This window comes from Hymenobacter sp. DG25A (assembly GCF_001280305.1).
Classification (GTDB): Bacteria; Bacteroidota; Bacteroidia; order Cytophagales; family Hymenobacteraceae; genus Hymenobacter.
In genome coordinates this window covers 1,706,819-1,730,766 of sequence record NZ_CP012623.1, presented here as the reverse complement: position 1 = coordinate 1,730,766, position 23,948 = coordinate 1,706,819, and the positions used below count along the sequence as shown (strand labels likewise).

Genomic DNA, 23,948 nt, shown 5'->3' with positions numbered 1-23,948 from the left:
TCGTTGTTACGATAATCGTTCAGCCTTGAGAAGGTCCTTCGCGTTGCTCAGGATGACAGAAAGGGTGGCAACGTCAGCACGCGAGATGTCTCGGCTACGCTCGACATGACGGTTTAGAAAGAGTGTTTTAAGCTGACGATTATCGCTCTAACGGGAGAAGATCCTTCGCTCGGCTCAGGATGACAGGGGATTTGGGCGTTACTAAGTGGCGTTGCCTTCTTCCGTGCGACGGTTTGCGGCAAGCTAGCGTAGTTGCAGGGCCGCTTCCAGCGCGGTTACGGCCGGCTGACCGGCAGACGGCCTGGGGGCGCCGGCCTGCAGCAGGCGCCCGTCGCGGCCGATGATGTAGTAGGCAGGGAAGCTGAACACCTGGTAGTTCTCTGCATCAGTGGAGCCCGTGGAGCGGAGGTGCACGCTGCCGGGGCCGGTCAGCTGCTTATCGGCCAGCACCCGCTGCCATTTGTCCTCCTTGTCGCCTACGGATATGTACACAAACACCACGTCGCGGCCGGCAAACTGCTGGCGCAGGCGCAGGCTGGCGGGCATTTCCTGCAGGCACGGCGGGCACCAGGTACCCCAGAAATCCAGGTACACTACTTTGCCCCGCAGGTCGTGGAGGGACACGGTTTTGCCGGTATTATCCTGCAGCGTGAAGTTGGGGGCCGCCAGGCCAGGCTGCACGTTTTGGCGCTTCTCAATCTGGCGGCGAAGCTGCTGGCTGGCCGATGAGTCGCGGTTTTCGGCGCGGAATGTGGGGTAGGCGGCCAGTACGCCCGGCAGCGTTTTCTCCAACTGATAGCTCAGCAGCAGGTACATGGCCTGGTCGCGGGTGGGGGTGCGGCCCAGCTCCCGAGTGGCCAGGTCATACATTTGCCGGGCCTGGGCCGGGTCGGCGGTGAGCGAGTCGGTGGGCAACAGGCGCAGGCGGTAGTTTATCAGTAGCATCATGGCCGTGGAGTTTTCATCCTGGTCGCCGCTCATTTGCTCATAAAGCGTAGAAAGCGGCAGGCCCTGCAGAAAATCGTAGTAGTTGGCGGGCAGCGCGGCGGGTTTGCGGTTCACGCCCAGGTAATAAGCCGGGTAATCCATCAGGCTATTGGCCCACCGGATGGTAATGCGCCGGGTTGCCTCGCTCCGGAAATCCGGGGAGAGCTTGTGCTTTTTGGCGTACGCCTGCAGAAAGTCGAGCCGCGCCTGACGGAAGGCATCGGCGCGCTGGCGCATTTGCTCGGGCGTGGTGGTGGCCGTCAGGAGCATGTTGGGGCTGGGCACGGGGCTCTTCTGGCCAAACTCAAACGTGTAGAGCGACTGCGCCAAGTAGTTGTTGGCCTCGGCGCCGCGCCCGGTGTAGCGCACCGTCTCATCGAAACGCGGAAAATCAAGCGTCAGCTGCAGTTTGTCGCCGGGGCTGAAGTAGAGGCTGGTGTGCTGGCGCCCTACTTCCACCATGCCCGCGGTAGGAGCGGTTAAATCCGGTATTTCCACCCGGAAGTCGCCGTTGGGGCTAAGGGCGGCTTTGGCTTTTTTGAACTGACTGTACCACACCCGCACCGTGTCGGCGGTGGTGGGGGCATGGTCTATGTGGCCCTGCACCACGGTTATGCGCGGCGCCTGGGGTGGCGTGGCCGGGCCCAGCAGCAGGGGCATTACAGCACTAAGAAGGAAAGCAGAAAGGGATAAGAGCATAGGGTACAGATGAACAGCAAAGATAAGTCCGGCTACAAGACCCGCTACCGGGGCCGGGCGTTGCAAACACGTGGGAGGAAGCCAGGCTATAGGCGTTAGAATTAGAAGCTAGTTTCCCTCCACAGATAAGGAGGGGCTAGGGGTGGTTGATAATCATTGTTTACCCCAACCAAACGTCATGCTGAGCGTCAGCGAAGCATCTCGCGTGCTGAGGTTGCCACCCTATCTGTCATCCTGAGCTTGCGAAGGACCTTATCACGCTAGAACGAGTCGTTGTTATGCAAGTCGTGCAGGTGTGATAAGGTCCTTCGCAAGCTCAGGATGACAGGCGAAGAGGGAGAGATGCTTGCCTACGGCGACCTTCGGTTCGACTCCGCTCAGCATGACCGTTAGCACCACAACGTCAGCACGCGAGATGCTTCGCTGACGCTCTGCATGACGTTCCTAATAAACAACGATTATCAACCACCCCTAACCCCTCCTCAGCTGAGGAGGGGAACTAGCTTTCTAGCTTTTTAGTCCCTGCCTCTCAGCTTCTGGCCTCTGTTTTTCCTTACGCCATGTAGCCTTCTTCTGTGTGGCGGATTAGGCTGAGGGCGGCTAGGGTTTCCAGCAGGGGTTGGGCTTTTTCGGGTTTGAGGCGCTTGAAGCGGGCGGCTACCTGGGCGGCGGTTTGGGGCTGGGCGGCTTGCTGGAGGGCGTCGCGGAGGGCCTGCATTTGCGGGGCCAGCTCCGTGGGCCAGGGCTGCTGGGCTTCGTTCACCGATTGACCACCCCGGCCTTCGGCCACCCCTCCCTGGTTTGCGCCGTTCTTCGTGCTTTCGACAGCGGGCAGGGCCATTTCGGTTTGCACGGTTTCGGGGGCCTGGTAGGCGGGGCGCAGGTAGCGGATTTGGCCGGCCTTTTCTTCCTGGGCGCGCTCGTGGTTAAGGCGCACGAGGCGTTGCAGGATGTCGGCTTCGGGCAGGGTGGCGGGCCAGCTGTAGGCGTCGGCTACGGCGGCATCCAGCTGCTGGTGCAGGCTGAGGACCACGGAGGCGAGGCCCTGCTGGTTCACGGTCTGGTCTTTGGGGGTGAGGGGCTGGTTGGCGCGCAGCTTCTCCACCACGTTGTAGAGGTCGGTGAGGGTGAGGCTGGGGTGCTGGGCCTGCTGGCGCTTGCGGTGGGCGTCGAGCTGTTCGGCCAACTCGCGGATGCGGGCCTGCTGCGCGGGCGTGGCGGCGGGGAAGGGGAATTTTAGGTAACAGTCACTGTGGTTGTAAGTAGCATCATTACCAACACCTAGCCAGCCACCTGCAGCAGCAGCCCAAGCAGTATGAATACGACTTGACAATACTCCTAATTCGAGCGCGTCATCAAGGGCGAAAACGACAAGCTTTTGGTCGGCAAGTGTATTGCCGGGAAGGAAGCTAAAGATGCGGTGACGCGCCGTGCGAGTAGTGACTATGAAACGAGACAAACCTGCAAGAGCCGGACGTAATTCGGAACGAGGACGACCGAATTGCCACCAATTTTCCCGTGTGCTTTTGTCTTGAGTTTGGTCACGTTCGGGTTTAACTCTTTCGTAAACGTGCTGATAAACTTGAGGAAAACGTTCCAATACATTTTCCGGCTTTAGCCCAAATAAATCGATGACCAAATAGCCCCTTGATTTCTGGGCTAGGTCACGGCCATTGATATATGGACGGATATGTTGCTCAAGGCCCTGCTGCGTGCCGAGTCCTAAAGCTGCTGCTTCATCAGGTGTCACCATGAAGCCTGCTCCATACAGGCCTACGCCTACGTTTGTTAAGCCAATATTGGCTTTCAGTGACTTAGCAGTATTTAAATCAGCACCCACTGTTAAATCAGCGTTGATTTTACCCTCTTGTGCTACTAGTTCAACATCACTGCTACCATCATCTTGGGGCTTCTCATTTTCAACATTAAATAATGTGCCGGGCACATCACCAGACATTGCCGCAGTCATAGCAATACGAACAGAAGCTCCATTCGCAGCATCAACCCAAGGATGGTCAGAGATGGCAAAAATTAAGGAAAGTGGTTTGGCTGAATCCTCTAAGAAAGGCTGCGTAATGCGACGGTTGAAGCTCTGGGTAATTGAGTTTGTTGTGATAAAGCCAAAACGTTCTGTCTGGTTGGTTTGAACTGCCCGAGCCGCATTATACCACCAGTACATCACCAAATCAGCAGATTCAGGAACAATGCCTTTATATGCTTTGCGAAGCGCTTCTACATAACCGTCACCCAAAGAATTACGCATTGCCTTGTCTCCTAAGAACGGCGGATTGCCCACAATGAAGTCAGCTTCGGGCCACTCGGCGGGCTGGGGGTTGGGGTAGTCCAGCACGGGCGTGCGGGCGGTTTCATCGGGCACGGGCTGGCCCGTGGCGGGGTGCAGGCGAGTGGTGCCGTCCCAGCGCGTCACGGGCTGGCCGTGGGCGTCGAGGCGGGGCGTGGGCGCATCGTGGCGCAGGGCGGCGTCCTGCTGGCGAATGTTCTGGTACTCATCCAGCAGCGGCTCGGAGAGCTGGGTGATGCCGTGGGTGCGCAGGTGCCACTGCAGGTAGCCGATGCGCAGCACCACGTCGGCAATGGCAGCGGCGCGCGGGTTCAGCTCCAGGCCCAGCAGCTGCCGGGGCGAGACGGTGGTGCCCCCGCCCAAATCGAGCAGGCCGCTGTGCCCAAAGGCGTTGATGGCGGCCAGCACTTCGCCCTCCAGGCGCTTGAGGTGCTCCAGGGTAACGTAGAGGAAGTTGCCGGAGCCGCAGGCGGGGTCCAGAATGCGCAGGGAGGTGAGGCGGGTGAGGAAGCGCACCAGCTCCTGGCGGGCCTCGCGGGGCTGGTCTTCCTCCAGGCGGCGGGCGCTGGCGGCCTGGGCGGCCGTCCACTCCCGGCGCAGGGGCTCCAGCACGGTGGGCAGCACCAGGCGCTCTACGTAGCGGCGCGGGGTGTAGTGGGCGCCCAGGCTGTGGCGCTCTTTGGGGTCGAGGGCGCGCTCCAGCAGGGTACCGAAGATGGCGGGCTCCACCTCGGTCCAGTCGGCTTCGGCGGCTTTCAGCAGCAGGGCCATCTGGTCGGGGGAGAGGGGCAGGGCGGTGGCATCGTGAAAGAGCTTGCCGTTGAAGCGGCGCAGCCGGGCCTTGAGGTCGGGGGAGAAGCCGCCGGTATCCATGGTGCGCCAGAGGCCGGCGAGAGCATCGGGCAGAAACTCGCGCATTTCCGGGGTGGAGTAGGTGCGCAGCATGCCCGTGAAGGAGTGCTTGGGAATCAGCCCCACGTCCTCGGAAAACATAGTGAACAGGCAGCGCATCAGGAACTGGGCCACTACCTCGGGCGCGTGCCCGGCCCGCTCCAGCTGCGCCGATACGCCGGCCAGGTAGCCGGCCAGCTCCCGCGTAACGCGGGCGGCGCGGCGGGAGGGGTCCAGCTCGCGGGGCTCCTGCCAGATGTTGCGCAGCAGGGTGCGGGTGCCTTCATCGGCCAGGGCCGAGAGCGGCAGCCGGAAGCGGGCCTGGTCGGGGAAGGGCACAAAGGAGTCGCCGACGCCGGCAAAGTTGGCGTACACATCAATGCAGTAGCCCACGTCTACCACCAGCACAAACAGGGGGCGGGGCTCCTCGGCGGGCAGGGCGCGCACGTAGCCAAGGGCCTGCTGGCGGGCGGCCTGCATCATTTGCTCCCACTTCACGGAGCCGCGCAGGGCGTGGCCCTTGCGGCGCTTTTCGGGGCTGAAACCCAGCTCGGCCCGCTCGGCTTTCTGCTGGGCGTCGGGGGTATCGGTGCCTTGTTTGGTTTCCAGGATAAAGCAGCCGCGCTTGTAGAGGTCGATGCGGCCGGTGCTCTTTTTGGCGCCGTTGCGGAACTCTACGGCGCGCTCCAGCACGTACTGGTCCTGGGTGGGCAGGTCGGTGGTAGGCTCGGGGCGGGGCACCTGCAGCAGGTCGCAGAGGTCCTGCAGGAAAAGGCCGTAGTTGGCACGCTCGGCGCCGCCGGCCGGGCGCCAGCGGGCTTCAAAATCGGGGTAATTCACGGAGGATAATAGCAGAGAGTAAATCGGGGCCGGGAAGATAAGGGACTATTGTGCATAACCGCACTGGCGCGGCGCTACTGCTCAAAAGAAGCCTTTCCGGCTGAAGGCATGCCGGTGTGGCGGCGCTTAAATCGGGCAGGTTTATAGTGGGGTATGTACCTTCGTGCCTGTATTCTTTGCTACGCTATGTTTCGCGCACCCACCGTTTTTCTGCTGGCTCTTACTTTGTTTGTTTCAGCAGGGTGCGAAAAGGAAAGCCCGCGTCGTTACGGCTATACCGTCAGCACGCTGGCGGGCAGCACCGAAATGGGTTATCTGGATGGGGTGGGAACTGCTGCCCGTTTTGATGGTGCCAGAGGCATTGCTCTGGATGCGAAAGGCAATATCTATGTTGCCGAGATTCGCAACCATCGAATCCGAAAAATAACGCCCCAGGGAGTGGTTACCACGGTGGCCGGGAGTGGGCCCAAGGGAAAAGGCAGCGGGGGGTATGCCGACGGGCTCGGTGCTACCGCTCAATTTCATGACCCCCAGGGGGTGGCGGTTGATGCGCAGGGCAACATATATGTAACCGATGGCTTGAATTACCGCATCCGCAAAATCAGCCCGGCAGGTATGGTTTCTACGTTGGCCGGTTCCGGCGAAATTGGCTACATCGATGGTAATGCCTCCGTGGCGGCTTTTGAGGCGCTGGGCACCCTAGTGCTAGACAAGCTGGGCAATTTGTATGTGGCCGATGGACACAACTATGTCATTCGGAAAGTGACCCCCACCGGCGAGGTGACCACCTTTGCGGGTTCCGGCGTGGCCGGCTACGCCGATGGCCCCGGGCAGACGGCTAAGTTTGAATATTTTGAAGGGCTGACGATAGATGCCCAAGGGCACATTTATGTAGCCGATAGACAGAACAACCGGATTCGGCGGGTAAGTCCGGATGGTATGGTTACCACGGTGGCCGGCTCCGACGAAGTGGGTTTTTTTGATGGGCTGAAGGGAGAAGCTGCCTTTTCAGGGCCTACTGGTATTGCCGTGGATGCGGAGGGCACGCTGTACGTTGCCGATATGGAAAACCAGGCCATCCGCAAAATCAGCCCGGCGGGGGTAGTCAGTACCATAGCCGGCACCGGCGTGCCCGGCATTACCAATGGCCGCGCCACCCAGGCCGAGTTCGATTATCCTTTCAGCATAACCAGTGACGCCCAAGGCACGCTATACGTCACGCAGCAGTTGGGAACCCTCATCCGCAAGATCCAGCGAAATTAGCTTTCGTGGTTTAATCGGCACTTTGGTATGGCCCGGCACCCCGGTTGGTTGTTTTTGTGATGGTGGGGCTGTGCTGGCCTGAACAAAGCACGGGGTAGAATGGTCTGGGTAGCGGGCCGCTGCTGTTGGCTGCCGTCTGCCTCCGCGTATGCTTCATTTCACCGCCGCCGACATCCACGCTTTCGAAAAAATATACCGCCTGAACCTGGTGAACGGGCTGCCGGGCTTTAAACCCGCCAACCTCATTGGCACGGCGGCGCCCACGGGTCATACCAACCTGGCCGTGTTCAGCTCGGCCCTGCACCTGGGCTCCGACCCGCCCTTGCTGGGCCTGGTAACGCGGCCCGCCACCGTGCCCCGGCACACCTACCAGAACATCCAGAGCAGCGGCTGCTACACCATTAACCACGTGCCGGTGGCGCTGGCCGCCCAGGCCCACTACACCTCCGCCAACTTTGCCGAGGAGGTATCGGAGTTTGAAGCCTGCGGATTTACGCCCCTGTACCGCGACGATTTTCCGGCCCCTTATGTAGCCGAGAGTTTTCTCAGCATGGGCCTGCGCCTGCGCGAGGAGCTGCCCATCTCCAACGGCACGGTGCTGCTGGTAGGCACCGTAGAGCACGTGTATCTTTCCAAGGCCGGCCTTCGCCCGGATGGCACCCTGGACCTGGTAACGCTGGGCAGCGCCTGCATTTCCGGCCTGGATGCCTACCACGCGGCAACCGAGCCCACCCGCTTCGGCTATGCCCGGGTAAACCAGCCGCCCGCGCCGCTGGAGGAGTAGTTGGGGGTGGGGTGAAGTTGAGGTTGTTGAAGTTGGAAAAGCACGGTCATGTCGAGCGAAGTCGAGACATCTCGCGTGGGGGGGGGCGTTGCAATAGTATACCACCCTTTCTGTCATCCTGAGCTTGCGAAGGACCTTCTCACCAATGAACGATTATCGTAACAACGACTCATGCTAGCGTGAGAAGGTCCTTCGCAAGCTCAGGATGACAGGCGAAGAGGGTGGGATGCTTTGCTTTGTTGACCTTAAGTTCGGCTACGCTCAGCATGACAATAGTTTGGCAACGTCAGCACGCGAGATGTCTCGACTTCGCTCGACATGCCCGTGCTTTCCCAACTTCAACAAGCTCCGCAGGACGTTCTAGTGACTTCCTGCTGCGCCGCATCATCCGGTTTAATGAAGGTAGATGGCGCGGTAGCATTCTTTACCTTAGGTACACTATGCCGCCTTATCTGATGCTGCCTGGCCGGTGGATGCTACGCTGCCTACACGCCGGACAAAGCTTCGCCGCCTCAATTCAATAAATAATGAAGGCGAAAGCAGTAGAATAGACTTATCCGCTATAGCTTTATGTTAACATTACTATTCTATGAAGAAACTGTTAACCATTCTGTTGGCTGTGGCCTCCGGATATGCGCACGGCCAAGTGGCCGACACCGTTGCTCCTGCACCCGTGGCGCCCAAAAAGTGGTCCGAAACCTTCAGTATCCGGGGCTACGTGCAGGCGCGCTACAACCGTCTCTTCGAAACAAACCCCGATCTGAACTGTGAGCAGTGCGACAAATCCTGGGGCAATAATGGCGGGTTTTCGCTCCGGCGCATCCGCATAATCTTCTACGGGCAGCTGCACGAGCGGGTATACTTCTACATACAGCCGGACTTTGCCAGCACCATCAGCGGCAGTACCTCCCTGAACATTGGCCTGCTCCGCGACGCCTACATGGACCTGGGCCTTGACAAAGCCAGCCAGTTCAGGGTGCGGTTGGGGCAAAGTAAAGTGCCTTTTGGTTTCGAGAATATGCAGTCCAGCCAGAACCGCCTGGCTCTGGACCGCAATGACGCACTCAACAGCGCCCTTTCCAACGAGCGGGACCTGGGGGCCTTTTTCTACTGGGCCCCTACAGCCGTGCGCCATACGTTCAGTAAGCTGGTGAAGGATGGCCTGAAAGGCTCCGGCGACTATGGCGTACTGGGGCTGGGCCTCTATAACGGGCAAACTGCCAACCGGCCGGAACTCAATAATCAGCGCCACGTGGTGGCCCGCCTCACCTATCCGCTGGCAGTAGGCCAGCAAATTATTGAGCCCTCGCTGCAAGCCTATTCCGGCAAATACGTGGTGGGGAGAGACCAGCTGTCGGCGGGCGTGAAATACCGCCCCGATTTAAATTACCCTGACCAGCGGGTGGCCGCTACGTTTGTGCTGTATCCGCAGCCGTTTGGGGTGCAGGCCGAATATAATTTTGGACGCGGCCCGGAATTCAACCCGCGCACCGACAGCATTGAAACCCAAAAGCTGCAGGGAGGCTACGTGCTGCTGAATTATAGGATGCTCTACAAGAAACAGCAGTTCTACCCGTTCCTGCGGCTGCAGTATTATGATGGCGGCAAAAAACACGAGCGGGATGCGCGCAGCTATACCGTGCACGAAGCCGAATTGGGGATGGAATGGCAGCCCGTCAGCAGCTTTGAGCTGGTAACGATGTACACGCTTTCATCCCGCCGCTTTGAGGATTTTCAAAAGCCCGATAACAAACAGCGGGGTGGCTTGCTGCGCCTGCAGGCGCAGCTCAATTTTTAAGTCTGGAGTAGCCGAATGCTTGTCGCTGGCTGCCGGCTGGAGCTATGCCGGCTTTTCTGCTTCGCAGGAAGACCTCAGGAAACCAGGTAGATAGCAGCGTGCTTATCTTCCTCCTGTTATGGCTGGCAGCACTGCCCAAGGCGGATAAGAATGTCGGCCCCTAAGCGGTAGTTTAAGCAAGCATATTGTATAAAAAAACAGCGTTACCTGGCCCGGCCAGGTAACGCTGTTTTGTATAAGAAGTACGGTAACGTTTAGGCTACAGCACCACCAGCTTTTTGCTGATTTTGGTGGTCCCGTCTGTTACCTGCAGCTGGTACACCCCTGCTTGCAGAGCGGCCTCCTGTTGCACGTTCAGGCTTTCAGCCGAGGTGGTTTTGCGCCAAACCTGCCGGCCCTGCATATCCAGCACGCGGATGTTCACGGTGGGGGCTGCGGCCGTACGGCGGCTCAGGCGCAGCAGCATGGGCTGGCCGGCTGCCTGTGGGTTGGGGTACAGCTCGGCGGCCAGGGCGGCGGGGGCTGCTTTTGCGGCACTGGTAGAAGTGGCCGGCTGCACCAGGGCAGTAGTGGTAGTGCTCTGCTGGTATACCCGCACATAGTCAACGTACATGGTAGCGGGCAGCTTGGTGCCGTCTACGGTCTGGCCGGGCCAGTTGCCGCCCACCGCCAGGTTCAGGAGCAGATAAAACGGGCGGTGAAACTCCTCGGTGCTGCCGGTATTGTTGGCAATCAGTATCTCGTGGTACTGCACGCCATCCACAAACCACCGGATGTAGGAGGCATCCCACTCAATGGAATACACGTGGTAGTCGGCGGGGGTGGTGGCCACGTTGCCGCCGTACTGGGCATGCGTGCCGTTGCTGTCCCAGTGCGTGGTGCCATACACCAGATTTTCGGTGTTGATGTGCTCCACTACGTCAATTTCGCCGCAGGCCGGCCACGTAACGGTGCTGCTGTTGGCGCCCAGCATCCAGAACGCAGGCCAGAGGCCCTGGCCCAGGGGCATCTTAATCCGGGCTTCTATTTTGCCATACTGGAACTCCTTCAGGCCCTTGGTTTTCAGGCGGGCAGAGGTATAGGAATTAGCGCCCACCCGTTCTTTTTTGGCCGTGATGAGCAGGTTGCCATTGACTACCGTGGCATTAGCGGCCTTGTAATACTGCTTTTCATTGTTGCCCCAGCCGCCGCCGCCGGTATCAAACGTCCAGGCCGAGCTGATGCCGCTCGTAAACTCATCGGCCCAGACCAACGAATAGGTTTGCGCGGAAGCTGTGCCGCCAGTAAGAAACAACAGCCACAGAATGGCCCAGATGGACAGAGTACTTTTTTTCATAGTGGGATGGAATTGGGGATTGGGGAAGGGAATCAGAAGGCGGAAACGCCGCCACGCGTAAAAATCAGGGCCGGGGTAGCCTGCGGGTGTTTGGGAAAAAGCCAGGCGGCGTGGGGGAGAGGCAGTGCCGGGTATCTTTATAATGCCTTTCCCAGGGGGACCTGCGGCGTCCGCCAAGACAGCCACTGAGCAGGAAAAACCAGGCGCCGAAGCCGGGAAATTATCTTCGCCGAAACCTAATTTACTGGCCCTTACGGCAAAGAATCAAGTTTTGTAACAGCCTATAGCGACAGGCAGACGCAGCAACTCAGCCGCTGTACACACTTGCTGCACACGTAAAACCAAGGGTAATCTGTTACCGCGCCGCAAGGCCTAGCGGCTGGTGGCCGGGGAGGATTACGGTTAAAAAACACGCAGAATTTTAGCTGATGACAAGCTTTTGTACCGGTTTTGGGTGCGGTGGCAGCGCAGAAACTGATGTTAGAAGCGGAATAAGCCAAGCTTTATGAGCAGTAGGCTTTCAGGGCGTTTACCCTGCTTTGACTGTGTTGCTGAGCGGAGCGGAGTCGAGTCGTATCGAGTCGAATGAATGATTAGGCGAAGCATCACGCCCAAAACCATCTGTCATCCTGAGCTTGCGAAGGACCTTCTCACGTTTGAACGAGTCGTTGTGACGATTATCGTTCTGCGGTGAGAAGGTCCTTCGGCTGTCGCCTCAGGATGACAGATAGGGTGGTATACCCTTTCAGCCGAAGCACGCGAGATGCTTCGGCTCTGCCTCTGCAGGACCATAGCCTGGCAATGTCAGCAGCACATTCTATTGCCTTCCCGTCTATATAAAAACAGGCTGAAACAGGGCCCGGATTTCCCGGCCCGGGCTGCCGCGCAAAACCTTCCGGCTGCTACCGCCGAATAGCTACCTTTGCCGCCTTCCGCTTTCCACCCTGGCTGTGTTGCATGTCCAATAAGTTACTGGCGTTTCTGGTCGGGCTGCTGCTCTTATCGGCCCTGGCCTCTTATGTATACTACCGGCGCACGGTGGCCCGGGTGCCCGTGGATGCTTGGGCCCTGGTGCCCGATGATGCCGTATTTGTAATTGCCACCCGCGACCATCCCACGCTGGTGCGCCACCTCAAGGAAACCCAGCTGTGGGACAACCTCACGGCGCTGCCCTATTTCCAGCAGTTTGAGGAAAATGCCGTACTGCTGGACAGCCTCACCAGCAGCCGCAACAACCTGCTGCGCTTTCTGGGCCGCAAAACGGTGCTGGTTTCCGTGCACGTAACCGGCCCCGGCTCTTTTGATCTGCTGTATCAGGTGCCGCTAAACAGCGTGCGCGAGTTCCGGCAGGTGCGGGGCGCGGCCGAAGCTCTGGGACGCCTGCCGCGCTTTGTGGTGCAAACCCGTGAGTTTCATAACCAGGTTATTACCGATATCCGGGAGAAGGGCACCGGTGCGGGCGTTACTTATTTCAACTACCGCAACCACCTGATTGCCAGCGCCAGCCCGCTGCTGATTGAGAAGGTTATTGCCCGCATCGAGCACGAAGGCCAGCCCTCCGTAGCCGCCGATTTTCATAACATTGATTATCAAAAGCTGAAGGGCGTAGATGCTACCCTGCTGGTAAACTACCGGCAGCTGCCGCCTTTCCTGAACCTGTTTTTCCGGCCCGAGCTGCGCCCCAGCATGGAAATGCTGACCGGGCTGGGTAAAAACGGCCTGCTGGAAATGCAGTTGGCCGGCAACAAAGTCGTTTTCAACGGCTTCACGAACCCCGAAACCACCCGCGACGCCCTGCACCTGCGCCTGCGGGGCCAGGTGCCCCAGCGCCTGCGCATGGCCGATATTCTTTCCATGCGCACGGCCGTGCTGCTGCACTTGGGCATTCAGCAGCCCGCCACGCTCCGCCAGCCCATGCCCGCCCTGCCCGATGCCGCCGCCAACACGGCGCTGGACTCCGTGGCGGCGCTGCTGGATGGCGAAGTGGCCCTGTGCTACCTGGCATCGGCCTCGGCCCGGCAGCCTCCGGCCCGCATTGCTCTGGCCCACACCGCCGATGCCCGGCGCATGGCCGTGGCGCTGGGCCGCCTGCGCCGTGCCGCCGGGGGCAGCCCTTCCTTTGAGCGGGTGGGGCCGTATCAGATTTATCAGGTAGGCATTGATGAGGTGCCGGCTCGCCTGCTGGGCCCGCTTTTCCGGGGCTTTGGCGCCGGGGTTGTGGTGCAGGCCGGCAGCTTTGTAGCCTTTGCCCAAACCTCCGCCGAGCTGCGCCCCTGGCTGCAGGATGTGGTAGCCGGCCAGGTGTGGGCCCGGTCGCCCACCCAGGTGGCTTTTCTGGAAGAGATGCAGCCGCTGGCTCGCCTCAGCGTGATTATGGACGCCCAGAACAGCTGGAACGTACTGCTGCGCGCCCTCAAGGAAGACCGCCGCGCCGGCCTGCTGCGCAACGAAACCTTGTTTAAGCGCTTTCCGCAGCTTGCCCTGCAGCTGGTGCCGCCGGCCGATAGTGAGCAGGAGAAAGGCGCCCAGTATTTTACCCAGCTGCTGCTCCGACACCCGGCCGTAAACAACGTGGCCCAGGGCGCGGTGGCCGCCGAGGATGGGGGCACCCTCACCTTCAGATCCGCTCTGCTTACGCCGCCCCTGCTGGTGAACATTGCCAATGCCCGCACGCCCGGCGTGCTGGTGCAGGACAGCCTGCGGGTGCTGCACTACATCACCCCGGAAAATGTGGCTACCTGGTCTGATACCCTCAGCGGCCCCGTGGTGGGGCCCGTGCACCGCCTGCCCGTAGCCGATGCCTCGGGCTTTCTGCTGGCTTCCACCAACCAGCTATACCTCTTCGATCCGCAGGGCCGCCTGGCGCCGCACTTCCCCCTCAACCTGCCCGATTCGGTGCAGGTAAGCTCCCTCACACCTTCGCCCCAGAGCCGGGGCGGCGCCACGCGGCTGCTGGTAGGGGGCGGCGGTGGCAACTTCTTCCTCTTCGATACCAACGGCAATGCCTTCCCCAACTGGCAGCCCAAGCGCCTGGAGTTTTCGCCGGCCGCGCCGCCGCACTATCTCAGCGTAGCCGGCTCCGATGTGATTGTAGTGCTGCTGGAAAACGGCTATATCTTCGCCTTTGATAAGCAGGGCGGTACTTACCCGGGCTTCCCCATTAGCGTGGGGGCGCGGCTGCACACGGCGGCTTTCGTGGAAGCCGGGCCCACGCTGCAGCGCACCCGCCTGACGGTGGTAACGCAGCAGGGCGAGCGGGTGCAGTTTAACCTGAGCGGCTACGTGCTCAACCGCAGCCGCATCAGCACCTGGAGCCGGGGCTGCACCTTCCGCATTATCCCGGATCAGGAGAAGCGCTCCTATGTGGTGGTGCGGCAGGAAGCCAATGGCCTCCTTACCCTGTTTGATGCCGCCGGGCGCCGCGTTCTGGAGCGCCGCTTCACCACCTCCGGCGAAAAGCCAGTGCAATTCTTTGATTTTGGTACGGGCCGTCGGCTTTTCACTATCACGGAGCCGGGCCCCAACCAGGTGTATCTCTATAATTCCAAAGGTAAGCAACTGGGTGGACGCTCCTATACCAGCACCACCCCCGCTATAGGGGCCCGGTTTGATACCGGCACCAACAGCTGGATTCTCTACCGCACAGAAGGCCGCGCCCTGCGCCGCACCAGCGTAACGGCGGAGTAACGGGTTTAAGTGAGTGTCATTGCGAGGCACGAAGCAATCCGTCCTCTCCGCAGCCATACACTCCTTTCTACCAGAAAGCCCTTGACGCGTGCAGTACGTCAAGGGCTTTCTGGTTTTTTGAGGGTTCAGTACATTTTAGAGGACGGATTGCTTCGCTTTGCTCGCAATGACACATCAGTGTCCCGTATTACGACAGCCAGCCTTTGCGGTAAAAGTACACCAGCTGCACCACCACTACCATCAGCAGGATGCCCAGGAGAATAGGGTAGCCCAGCGGGTGGTATAGCTCGGGCATGTTGAGGTAATTGATGCCGCCGTGCGGGTTTTCGCGCTGGAAGTTCATGCCGTAGAGGCCCACCACGAAGCTGAGGGGGATGAAAATACTGCTGATGATGGTCAGCACTTTCATCACTTCATTCATGCGGTTGCTTTGGTCGGAGAGGTAAAGCTCCACCAGGCTGTTCACGGATTCCTTATAGCTCTCGGCCAGGTCAAGGGCCTGCACGGAGTGGTCGTAGCAGTCCCGGTAAAACACCTTCATTTCCTCCGGCATCACGTCGTCGGGCAGGCGCAGGATTTCCATGATTTTGTCGCGCTCGGGGTACACCAGCCGGCGGAAGCGCACAATATCTTTCTTGATCTGCAGGATGCGGCCCAGCAGGCGGCGGTCGGCGCGTTTGGAGCGGAAGATGAGCTCTTCCAGATGCTCGATATAGTCGCCAATGGCGGCCATGGTGGGGAAGTAGTGGTCGAGGACGACGTCCGTTAAGCTATAGGCCAGGTAAAGCGGCGGTCGGCGCATAATCTGGCTGCGGCCGGAGCGGATGCGCTGGCGCACGGAGTCTAGGCAGTCATCGTAATCATCCTGAAAAGACAGCACATAGTTGGGGCCGGTGAACAGGGAAAGCTGGTCGTCGTCGATTTCCAGATTATCGGTGAACTCCGTCATGCGGGAAACCATAAACAGGCGTCCCTCATCAAACTCCTCCACTTTGGCGCGCTGGTAGTCGCCCAGCACGTCTTCCATCTGCAGCGGGTGCAGCTCAAAGTCGTCCATAATGCGCTCCATCAGGGGAAGGTCGTCGTACCCGCGCACGTCTATCCAGTGGCGCAGGTGAGGGTTGCGCTCAAAGTAGTCTATCAGCTCATCGTAACTGGCATATTCCCGCTCCTCAAAAACTTCGGCATCATAAGAAATCATAAACAGCCGGGGCTTGAATGAATTCTCATGAATCACGAGGCTGCCCGGCCGCTGGCCTACTACCTGGCGCCGGGCCTGCCTGGTCGCCTCCTTGTCGGAAATGCTGCTGGGATTTACTTCAGCCTCCGACTCCGCAGCCGGTAGTGGGATAGTAGCTTCGCCGAGGGGCGGGATAGAAGACATAGCGCTAAGGAGCAGGCGGGAGAAACAAAGGAAAGCGGCGCGAAACCGAATATGCTACGGAAGCTACCATAAAAAGTAACGCCTCAGGCTCCTGCCGCCGCCAGCACCTCCTGGTAGGAGAGCAGTAACAGGGCCACCAGGGCCGTGAGCAGGCCCAGCTGCCCGGTACGCCCCAGCCGCTCGCGGAACAGCACATAGCCGCCCAGCGCCCCCAGCAGAATGGTGCCGATGTTGGCCAGCGGGTATACAAAGGCCCCATCGTTGCCAAACGCCCCCAAGGCCCGAATTAGAAAATAGACGGAGAAGAAGTTCAGAATCCCCAGCACAACACCCGCCGGAATGCTGCGCCATTGTATGGTTTCCACGTTAGCCAGCAGCCGGCCCGCCAGCACAACCAGCCCCACCACAGCCGCCGTGCCAAACAGCAGAATGGGGAACAGGGCCTGATGCTCCGGCGTGGGCAGCAGCCGGGAGCTGGCGTAGTTCAGGAGTGTGTCGCCGGAGCCGCTGGCCAGGAATGCCAGCACAGGCAGTACCCAGGTGTCGGTGCGCGCTACCTGGGCGCCCCGGCTGCCCGCCGTGGCTGGGGCGGGCTTCCATACGGTGAGAATGATAGCCACTACCGCCAGCGCAATGCCCACATAGTTGAGCGCGGTATACGGCCGCTGGGCCTGCCGCAGCACTACCAGATTAAATGCCACCGGCAGCACCAGTGACATCTTGGTAGCCACCGCGGCCGCACTAACGCTAACCCGCTGGGTGGTGAGGGCCACCAGGTAAAAAGTGGCAATGAAGAGCGCGCCCAGCACTACTGCCGCCACCAGCCAGGCGCCACCCGTTTGCAGCAGGGCCAGGGAAGGGGAGCCGCTCATCAGCCAGCCCACGACCGTGCAGGTCAGGTAATTCACTGCCAACGCCTGAAACGTAGGAATTCGCAAGAGCCCGAAATACTTAAACGTGAAAACAATGGTGCCCGAAAAGAGCACGTAAATCAGAAGCGCGAGCATAAAGACCAGTAGAGAAGAAGTATCATCAGCCAACCATTGATTGAAGCCAGGATTTGCAGATCAGCGCCGATAGAAACGGAAAAGTTGGTCCGCAAAGCTACGGGGTGGCCCCGGGCCGCCGCGTTTTTTTTACTTTCGCCCTCCATCCATGCCTACTGCGTTGCGTGAAACTGCTGCTTCTGATGATTTCCTGGTGTTGCCGGTAGCAGGCGGACGCTTTACCGTGCGGTGGCAGTCAGGCACCGGCGCGGCCCCCGGCCTGCCGCTGGCCTTCGACCCTTTCCTGTTTCTGCGGCCCGCCCACCTGGCTTTGCAGCCGGCCCCGGCCGTACGGCTTCTGTTCTGGCTGGAGGACCAGCGCCGCCAGCAGACAGTAGCCTTGTTTCCGGTATTTGAGGCACATGCTTCGGGCCACAGTATCTCCCCTTATCAGGCCCCGTTCGGAGGCATTCAACTGGCTGATTCGGTTTCAGCAGAAGTGCTGCAGGCCTTTCTGGCGGCTGTGCTGGCCGAGCTGCAAACCCTAAAAATACCGCTCACACGCCTAAAGTGCTACCCTGGCGCTTATGATCCCGCGGCGGTTCCTTTGCTGGGGCAGGCCCTCACCAGCCTGGGTTTCCGGGCGGTAGAGGCCGAGGTCAATCATCATTTGCCGCTGAGTGCATCGTTTGAAGCCCGCCTGCATCCTTCTGAGCAGCGGCGCCTGCGCAAGTGTCAGCGGGCCGGGATGCAGTTTGAGCAGGAGCCGCCCTTGCTGCTGCCGCTGGCCTATGAGTTTTTGGCGCGCTGCCGGCAGGAAAAAGCGCAGGCGCTGTCCCTGCCCCTGGAGCGACTGCAGGAGCTGTTCAGGCAATTCCCGAGAGAATTTTTTCTGTTTTCCGTGCGCGATGCGCAGGGCAACTGGGCTGCCCTCACGGTGGCTATTCGTATTAACGAGCAGGTGCTGTATAACTTTTACCCGGCCAGTCCGCTGGCTTATAATGCCTTTAGCCCGGTAGTGCTGCTGAATGCCGGTCTGCACGCCTTTGGTCGCGCCAATGGCATGCGTTTGCTGGATCTGGGTACTTCCATGCTGCCGGGGGGTAGTCCCAATTTTCCGCTGTTGCGGTTTAAAGAGCATCTGGGAGGCGTCGTTAGCCAGAAATTTACGTTTGAGGCAGCGGCCTCGCAGCCGTAGCCACCTTTTTGCACATTGAACCCCGCCATCCCTTCTCCGCCCGCTTCACAGCCCGAAACCCGCAACGCGGTACTGGGGCGTTTTTTGCGCGGCTCCCTGGGGTCGGGGGTGGCGGTGCTGGCCCGGGCGGGCGGAGCGTTGCTGCTCAATAAGCTGCTGGCTCTCTACGGCGGGCCCGGTGGGCTTACGCTGCTGGCCCATTTCCAGAACCTAATGGCCATGTTCACCACCCTGCCCAACGACGGCGTGCATGTGGGCATGGTGAAATACCTGGCACCGTTGCGGGCGGGCTCGGCCCGTTTCCGGCTGTGGCTGGGGGCTGGCATCGTAGTAAATGCGGCCGTGCTGGCGTTAGGCGCTGCGTTGCTGCTGCTGGGCCGTGGGCCCCTGGCGGGCGTGTTTCAGCCTTCTGTAGGCTGGGTGCTGCTGTTTACGCTGGGCATTGGCCTGCTAACCGGTCATGCGTTTCTGGTGTCGGTGCTGCTGGCGGCCGGGCGGTTGCGGGCCTATGTGTGGCTCACAGTGCTGTTGAGCGGGCTGGGGGTAGTGGCCGTGGGCGGGGCGTTGGCGGCCAGCTGGCCGGTGCGCTGGGCGTTGTTGGTTTACCTGCTGGCGCAGGGCGGCACGGTGCTGGTTTCTCTGGTGGTGGCAGGTCGCGCCGGCCTGCTGCCCAGGCTCCGTGGGCGCATCAGCCCCGCGGCCCTACGCGCCCTGAGTCACTTCCTGCTGATGGCCCTCAGCCTACTGCTGTTCAGCAAAGCTGTTGATTTTGTGATGCGCTCCGTCATGATTCGGTATTTCTCCCTGGCCCAGACGGATTTATGGCAGGCCGTGGCCAAGCTCTCGGATAACTACACCATGGTGTTTTCGGCAGTGATGGGCAGTGTGTTTTACCCCCGGCTGGCGGCCCTGATTCATCAGCCTATGGCCCTGCGTACCTACATGCGCACGGTGCTGCTGTTGCTGGCGCCGGTGCTGGCCCTGGGGCTGGGGGCTTTATTTCTGATGCGCCACTGGCTGTTACCGCTGCTATTTGAGCAGCATTTTGCCGCCGCCGCTCCCCTCATGGGCCCGCAGCTGCTAGGCGACTGGGCCAAATTCCTGACCTGGACGCTGCTGTTTCTGCTTTCGGCGCGGGCGCAGGTGGGGCGTTATGTAGCGGTGCAGGCCGGCTCGGCGGTGCTGTATGCCGTGCTGCTGGCGGTGTTGCTGCCCCGGTTCGGGCTGCTGGGCGCCCCGCTGGCCCACGCCGTACGGTTTGGCCTACTGCTGGTAGGTACTGCCATCGGTTTTCGGAATTACTGGCTGCCTACTTCTTCTCCTGTATGATGCCCGCTGCTGATCCTGCGCTGCCGCTGGTAACCATTGTGGCAATTTGCCACAACCACGCACCCTTTCTTCGTGAAGCCCTGGATTCTATCCTGGCCCAGACTTATCCGCAGGTGCAGGTGCTGCTCGTAGATAACGCCAGTACCGATGGCAGCGCGGCCATTCTGCAGGAATATGCGGACTGCAACCCCATGTGGCAGCTGCAGCTGCATCCTCAAAACATAGGGCTTTGCCGGGCTTTCAATGAAGCGTATCGAAGCTCCGGGGGTGAATTTCTGATTGATTTTGCCACGGATGATGTGCTGCTGCCGGACCGTATTGCCCGGCAGGTAGCTTTTTTTCAGCAGTTGCCCGCCACTGCCGGTATGGTGTACTCCAACGCCGAGCTGATTGACGAGCAGGGCCGCCACCTACGCTACCACATCCGGCAGCGCCACGGGAAACCTTTCCCCGCGCCGACTTCCGGGTGGGTTTTTGCCGAGGTGCTGCGCCGCTACTTCATCAGCACCCCCACCATGATGATGCGCCGCACCACCCTGGACGAGCTGCACGGCTATGATGAAACTTTGTACTATGAGGACTTCGATTTCTGGGTGCGGGCCTCCCGCCACTGGCAATTCTACTTTCTCGATACCGTAACCACCCGCAAGCGGCAGCACGGCCGGGCCATGTCGCGCGGCGCCTACCGTCCCGGCGACCCGCACCTGCTCTCTACGCTGACCATCTGCCATAAAGCCTGGGCCCTATGCCAGACCGAGGAAGAGCGGGATGCCCTGGCCATTCGGGTGCGGTGGGAAATGCGGCAGGCCGCCCGCTGGGGTAGCTACGGCGCGGCCGCGGCTTACTTTGCGCTCCTTCAGCAAACCGGCCGCGTCACTATGTTGGACCAACTGGTAGGCCGGGCGGCATGGCTGCTAAGCCGCCTTCAGGGAAAAACCTGGTAAAGGTGCACCTTTCCCTTTTGGGCTACCAGTTGCCGGTGCGGAAACCACGCCAACACCTGCGACTCCGAGTAACGGATAAGCTGCCGGGTAAGCTCCGGGTTGGTGAGCGTACTGCCGTTGACCAAAAGCCAGGCCGACTGGCCCGGTTTTATGGGTAGGGAGTCGGCGCTTTCATAGCGCCGGTAAACCAGGGCCGGAGGCGGAGTGAATCCGTAGTAAAAATCGGCCTTTTCCAGCAGGTGTTCATCTACAAAAACTACGCCTTTGGTGGTAGCTGGTAGATATTGCTTTATGAGGGCCTGCTGATCAAAAAAGGAAAAGGCGCTGGGTTTGGCCATAAAATACAGGGGCCGAATAGCCAGCACCGCCGCTATGGCCAGCACCATTACCGCCGGCAGGCGGGAGCGAAGCCTGTCAGAATATCGCCCCGACCGTAGCACCAAAAACAAACCCGCAAAGCAAATGGCAGTGCCTGCGTACACCACCGCGCCGCTGTTGTGCAGCCAGAGCGCGCAGCCCAGCAAGCCTAGTGCCAGCCACCCCGCATAGCGGTAATTCCTAAGGGCCTCGCGCAGCCCAAAACCGGCCGCCAGGCACAGGGGAGGCAGGAGCGGAGTCATCATGCGCGGGGTGAGGGTAATGGGGTTGTACTGCGCCAGGGAGGTGCTGCCCCACCAAAAGCAGGCCACCGAGCTGAGGGCAAGCCACAACCAGAAGCGGGCTTCCGGGTGCTTGCGGGCGGTACTGAATGCAGCAACCAGCGCCAGCAGCATTGCTACGCCCATGCCCGAACTGATGAAGCTGGCCAGGGGCTGCCACGTTAGCCGGGCCAGCAACTGGCCGCGCTGGCTGCCCAGATAGTTCTTCGGCTGAAAATACACGTTGGCCTGCTCAATGCGGTGCAGGCGGTAGAGAGCGTCGCCAGTATGGGCGTAGTAAAAGCTCAGGTAGCCGATTAGCAAGAATACACCCATGCCCACCGCCGCCAGCCAGAACCGTTGGTGCTGCCGACGTAGCAGGTCCACCAGCAGCAGGCTCAGATAAAATGGCAGGTAAAACACAATGGTTTCCTTCGCCAGAAAAGCGGCCAGCGTTAAGGCCGCAAATCCTATTCCCCAAAGTGCCGGGTGCTGCTGCCCGTTGCGCCGGCCCCACAGCAGCGCCGCAGCGCTGGCCACGGCCCCGAACATCAGAATATTATCGGGATAGAGAAAGTTGGAGAGCGTGAGCATGAAATAGTGCAGCCCCAGCAGTACCATGGCGCCGGCCGCTACTACCGGCTCCCGGCGGCGGTATAAAGCCCAGCAGAAAACCACGCTGCCCAGCGTGCAGAGCAGCGGCCACAGCGTAGTGGTATAGATGCCCACGCCAAACAGGCGGTACAGCAAGGCCACCGGTGCAAAAACCAGCAGCCGTTCCCGAAACGGCTCGGCCAGCAGGTGCCGGGCATCGGGGTTTACCTGAAAAGTGCCCGTGGCCAGCTCATGGGCCAGTCGGGCATAGTGGTAGTCATCGTAGTCGTAGAGGCCTTCGTGGGTGAAGAAGAAATAAGCTACTATGAAAACCACCACGCTCAGCAGCGTCCAAGCGGCCAGGCGCGGGGAGGAGTCCTTCATAGTACAAAACAAGGGGTTTATCTGGTAGGCGCAGGGTTACTTTTGTTGGTATCACTGAAAAAGACAAAAAAACCTGCAACTTCGCCACATCATACTAGGCAGCATGCCGCTGCTGTATCCAAAAAATCCCTTTTTCAAGTTAGATGATAAAGAGGTGGCCTCGCATCTGGCACTGTCTGGTATTGCCCGCCTTGCTGCTGGTACTTACCGGAGTGGTGCTAGGTTTCTACTATGAGACAAACGATGATCTGGCCATCATCCAATTACTGCGCGGCAATACGGCGGCCACTCCGGTAACCAACCTGCACCTGTATTTTCATGGCTTAGCCTGGGTGCTGGCCGGACTGTTCCGGCTGTTGCCCAACGTGCCGTGGTATGGCGTGCTGCTATACGGCTTGCTGTATGCGGCCACGGCGCTAACCTTTGCCGTCCTCGACCGACTGGTGCGGCACCGGGTGGCGCCTGGGCTGGTTACGCTGCTGCTGGTGCTGTTTTACTCCATGGCCTGGGTAGAGCATGCCATGTGGTTTAATTATATGCGGGTGCCTTTGCTGCTGGCCGGGGCGGGGCTGCTGTATGCCGCCCAGCGCCCGGAGCAGTTCAGCGCCCGCATCATCGGCATTGTAGCGTTTGGCCTTAGCTGGCTTATACGTCCCAGCGCGGCCGATCTGGCTTTGCTGCTGGTGGTGCCCGGCGTGCTGTGGCTGGGCGGGCGACGCGCTGTGCCAGTGCTGGCGGCCGCCGTAGCCTGGGCGCTGATAGGAGGGCTGGCTGCCGGCCTGCTGCGTGGCCCTGAGGCCAGCACCTTTCGCACCCTGGATGTCCTCAAATCCAACGTCAACGATTACCAGCTTTACCGCCCCATGCCGCGCACCCCCGCCGATAGCCTAGGCGTGCAGGAGGTGGAGCAGTGGCTGTTGGGAGATTCTGTCCTGATAAACGAAGCCTTTTTCTCCCGGGTCTACGTGCCCGATGCCCGGTATTTCACCCAGGAAGTACTGCCCCAAAAGCTCCTGCTTACGGCCAGCCAGCTGGTGCTCAACTACTTTCCCGTGCTGTTCCTGATTCTGGCCCTGCAGGTATGGGTAGCCACCAGCGCGCGCATGGCCGGCCGCGGCCGGTTCTGGCTATTGCAGGTGGCTTTCCTGGTTCTGTTGTTTGGATTAGGCAGTATGCTGAAGCTGCCCTCCCGGCTGGCGCTGCCGGTGCTGGACCTCTGGGTACTGACCAATCTGGTGTTTCTGCTGCGCGATTCGCGCCGGCCCGTAAACCACGAAATCCTGAGCTTCCTGTTGGTGCTGCTGCTGGCCGCTGCCCCTTATGGCTACAAGCTCTGGCACCGGCAAACCACGCTGACGGCCGAGCAGCTGCGCGGCCGCCGGGCGCTGGCGCGGTTTCGGCGCCTTACCTACCCGGCCTCGGTAGTGGTGACGGATGCCGTAAACACCACTTATAAGTCGCAGAACCCGCTGCGGGTGCATACCATTGGTAGCGCTTACCTGAAAACGTGCCTGAACCTCACGGGCTGGCCCACCCTAGACCCTTCCCAGCCCCGCTTGCGGCAGCGCCTCACCGGCACCCGCGACTTCACCGAGAGCCTGCGGGTGCTGGCCCGGCGCCGGGCGGCCGTAAAATGGTATCTTACTCCTGGCACCGCCCGGCTCCTTAATCAGCACCTGGCCTGGCGGCAGCAAAAAGGCCAGCCCCGGCTAAGCCTGCGCACCCGCCAGCCCGGTCCGGAAAAAAATGAGCTGCCCCGGCTGTATATTCCCGTGTTTGAATAGCCTTATAAGTGAAAACAAGGAAAAATGCCAAAATTTTATAGTCGCTCTTAAACGTGCCACACGTAAGTGCTGAAAAGCGAATCTTTACATTTGACGCTTGATTCTGAACCCCTTTTTCCA

At 60.2% G+C, this 23,948-nt stretch carries 14 protein-coding genes; 8 read left to right on the top strand and 6 right to left on the bottom strand.

Annotation, left to right across the window (positions count from 1 at the left end):
* Nucleotides 1–243: 243 nt before the first annotated feature.
* Together AM218_RS07485 and AM218_RS07480 are read right to left on the bottom strand one after the other, a co-directional pair.
* A complete protein-coding gene (locus tag AM218_RS07485) occupies nt 244–1,686 on the bottom strand; it encodes a TlpA family protein disulfide reductase (protein WP_082318116.1) in 1,443 nt (480 codons plus the stop codon).
* Nucleotides 1,687–2,239: 553 nt separating this feature from the next.
* Nucleotides 2,240–5,719 carry a class I SAM-dependent DNA methyltransferase gene (locus tag AM218_RS07480; protein WP_157547570.1) on the bottom strand — a complete coding sequence of 1,160 codons (3,480 nt, stop codon included), beginning with the start codon at nt 5,717–5,719 and terminating at the stop codon, nt 2,240–2,242.
* A gap of 186 nt (nt 5,720–5,905) precedes the next feature.
* Between AM218_RS07480 and AM218_RS07475 the strand changes: the two genes are divergently transcribed.
* From AM218_RS07475 to AM218_RS07465, 3 genes are all read left to right on the top strand, one after another.
* The gene (locus tag AM218_RS07475) at nt 5,906–6,982 is read left to right on the top strand and encodes an NHL repeat-containing protein (RefSeq protein ID WP_054413285.1); all 1,077 of its coding nucleotides are present in this window, start codon (nt 5,906–5,908) and stop codon (nt 6,980–6,982) included.
* Nucleotides 6,983–7,130: 148 nt separating this feature from the next.
* Nucleotides 7,131–7,766, top strand: a complete 636-nt coding sequence (locus AM218_RS07470) for a flavin reductase family protein (protein WP_054413284.1) — start codon at nt 7,131–7,133, stop codon at nt 7,764–7,766.
* 589 nt (nt 7,767–8,355) lie between these two features.
* Nucleotides 8,356–9,564, top strand: coding sequence for a porin (locus AM218_RS07465; protein ID WP_054413283.1), 1,209 nt, complete (start codon nt 8,356–8,358; stop codon nt 9,562–9,564).
* 259 nt (nt 9,565–9,823) lie between these two features.
* Here the strand turns inward: AM218_RS07465 and AM218_RS07460 are convergent, their stop codons facing one another.
* The gene (locus tag AM218_RS07460; protein ID WP_071843724.1) at nt 9,824–10,900 is read right to left on the bottom strand and encodes a family 16 glycosylhydrolase; all 1,077 of its coding nucleotides are present in this window, start codon (nt 10,898–10,900) and stop codon (nt 9,824–9,826) included.
* 957 nt (nt 10,901–11,857) lie between these two features.
* Here AM218_RS07460 and AM218_RS07455 point away from each other — a divergent pair.
* On the top strand, nt 11,858–14,587 hold the full coding sequence (locus AM218_RS07455; protein WP_054413282.1) for a hypothetical protein: 2,730 nt from the start codon (nt 11,858–11,860) through the stop codon (nt 14,585–14,587).
* A 187-nt stretch (nt 14,588–14,774) separates the two neighbouring features.
* Here AM218_RS07455 and corA read toward each other — a convergent pair whose 3' ends face one another.
* Both corA and AM218_RS07445 read right to left on the bottom strand, forming a co-directional pair.
* The gene (gene corA, locus AM218_RS07450; protein WP_082318115.1) at nt 14,775–15,971 is read right to left on the bottom strand and encodes a magnesium/cobalt transporter CorA; all 1,197 of its coding nucleotides are present in this window, start codon (nt 15,969–15,971) and stop codon (nt 14,775–14,777) included.
* An 83-nt stretch (nt 15,972–16,054) separates the two neighbouring features.
* The gene (locus AM218_RS07445; protein WP_054413281.1) at nt 16,055–16,978 is read right to left on the bottom strand and encodes a hypothetical protein; all 924 of its coding nucleotides are present in this window, start codon (nt 16,976–16,978) and stop codon (nt 16,055–16,057) included.
* Between the two features lie 148 nt (nt 16,979–17,126).
* Here AM218_RS07445 and AM218_RS07440 point away from each other — a divergent pair, with 148 nt between their 5' ends.
* The 3 genes from AM218_RS07440 to AM218_RS07430 are packed head-to-tail and all read left to right on the top strand — an operon-like array spanning nt 17,127 to nt 20,428.
* Nucleotides 17,127–18,155: a GNAT family N-acetyltransferase gene (locus AM218_RS07440; RefSeq protein ID WP_054413280.1), complete on the top strand. Its 1,029-nt coding sequence runs from the start codon at nt 17,127–17,129 to the stop codon at nt 18,153–18,155.
* Nucleotides 18,156–18,170: 15 nt separating this feature from the next.
* Entirely contained in the window at nt 18,171–19,484 is a 1,314-nt protein-coding gene (locus tag AM218_RS07435) for an MATE family efflux transporter (RefSeq protein WP_054413279.1), read from the top strand.
* Entirely contained in the window at nt 19,481–20,428 is a 948-nt protein-coding gene (locus AM218_RS07430; RefSeq protein ID WP_054413278.1) for a glycosyltransferase family 2 protein, read from the top strand. The genes AM218_RS07435 and AM218_RS07430 overlap by 4 nt, the downstream gene beginning before the upstream one ends.
* Here AM218_RS07430 and AM218_RS07425 read toward each other — a convergent pair.
* Entirely contained in the window at nt 20,410–22,044 is a 1,635-nt protein-coding gene (locus AM218_RS07425) for an ArnT family glycosyltransferase (RefSeq protein ID WP_054413277.1), read from the bottom strand. The genes AM218_RS07430 and AM218_RS07425 overlap by 19 nt on opposite strands.
* Nucleotides 22,045–22,235: 191 nt before the next feature.
* Here AM218_RS07425 and AM218_RS07420 point away from each other — a divergent pair, with 191 nt between their 5' ends.
* Nucleotides 22,236–23,828: a hypothetical protein gene (locus AM218_RS07420; RefSeq protein ID WP_054413273.1), complete on the top strand. Its 1,593-nt coding sequence runs from the start codon at nt 22,236–22,238 to the stop codon at nt 23,826–23,828.
* The last annotated feature ends 120 nt before the right edge of the window (nt 23,829–23,948 follow it).

Bases quoted from the DNA above. Each gene is read 5' to 3' on its own strand.
- AM218_RS07485 (WP_082318116.1), bottom strand. From the start codon at position 1,686: ATGCTCTTATCCCTTTCTGCTTTCCTTCTTAGTGCTGTAATGCCCCTG.
- AM218_RS07475 (WP_054413285.1), top strand. From the start codon at position 5,906: ATGTTTCGCGCACCCACCGTTTTTCTGCTGGCTCTTACTTTGTTTGTT.
- AM218_RS07470 (WP_054413284.1), top strand. From the start codon at position 7,131: ATGCTTCATTTCACCGCCGCCGACATCCACGCTTTCGAAAAAATATAC.
- AM218_RS07465 (WP_054413283.1), top strand. From the start codon at position 8,356: ATGAAGAAACTGTTAACCATTCTGTTGGCTGTGGCCTCCGGATATGCG.
- AM218_RS07460 (WP_071843724.1), bottom strand. From the start codon at position 10,900: ATGAAAAAAAGTACTCTGTCCATCTGGGCCATTCTGTGGCTGTTGTTT.
- AM218_RS07455 (WP_054413282.1), top strand. From the start codon at position 11,858: ATGTCCAATAAGTTACTGGCGTTTCTGGTCGGGCTGCTGCTCTTATCG.
- corA (WP_082318115.1), bottom strand. From the start codon at position 15,971: ATGTCTTCTATCCCGCCCCTCGGCGAAGCTACTATCCCACTACCGGCT.
- AM218_RS07445 (WP_054413281.1), bottom strand. From the start codon at position 16,978: ATGCTCGCGCTTCTGATTTACGTGCTCTTTTCGGGCACCATTGTTTTC.
- AM218_RS07440 (WP_054413280.1), top strand. From the start codon at position 17,127: ATGCCTACTGCGTTGCGTGAAACTGCTGCTTCTGATGATTTCCTGGTG.
- AM218_RS07430 (WP_054413278.1), top strand. From the start codon at position 19,481: ATGATGCCCGCTGCTGATCCTGCGCTGCCGCTGGTAACCATTGTGGCA.
- AM218_RS07425 (WP_054413277.1), bottom strand. From the start codon at position 22,044: ATGAAGGACTCCTCCCCGCGCCTGGCCGCTTGGACGCTGCTGAGCGTG.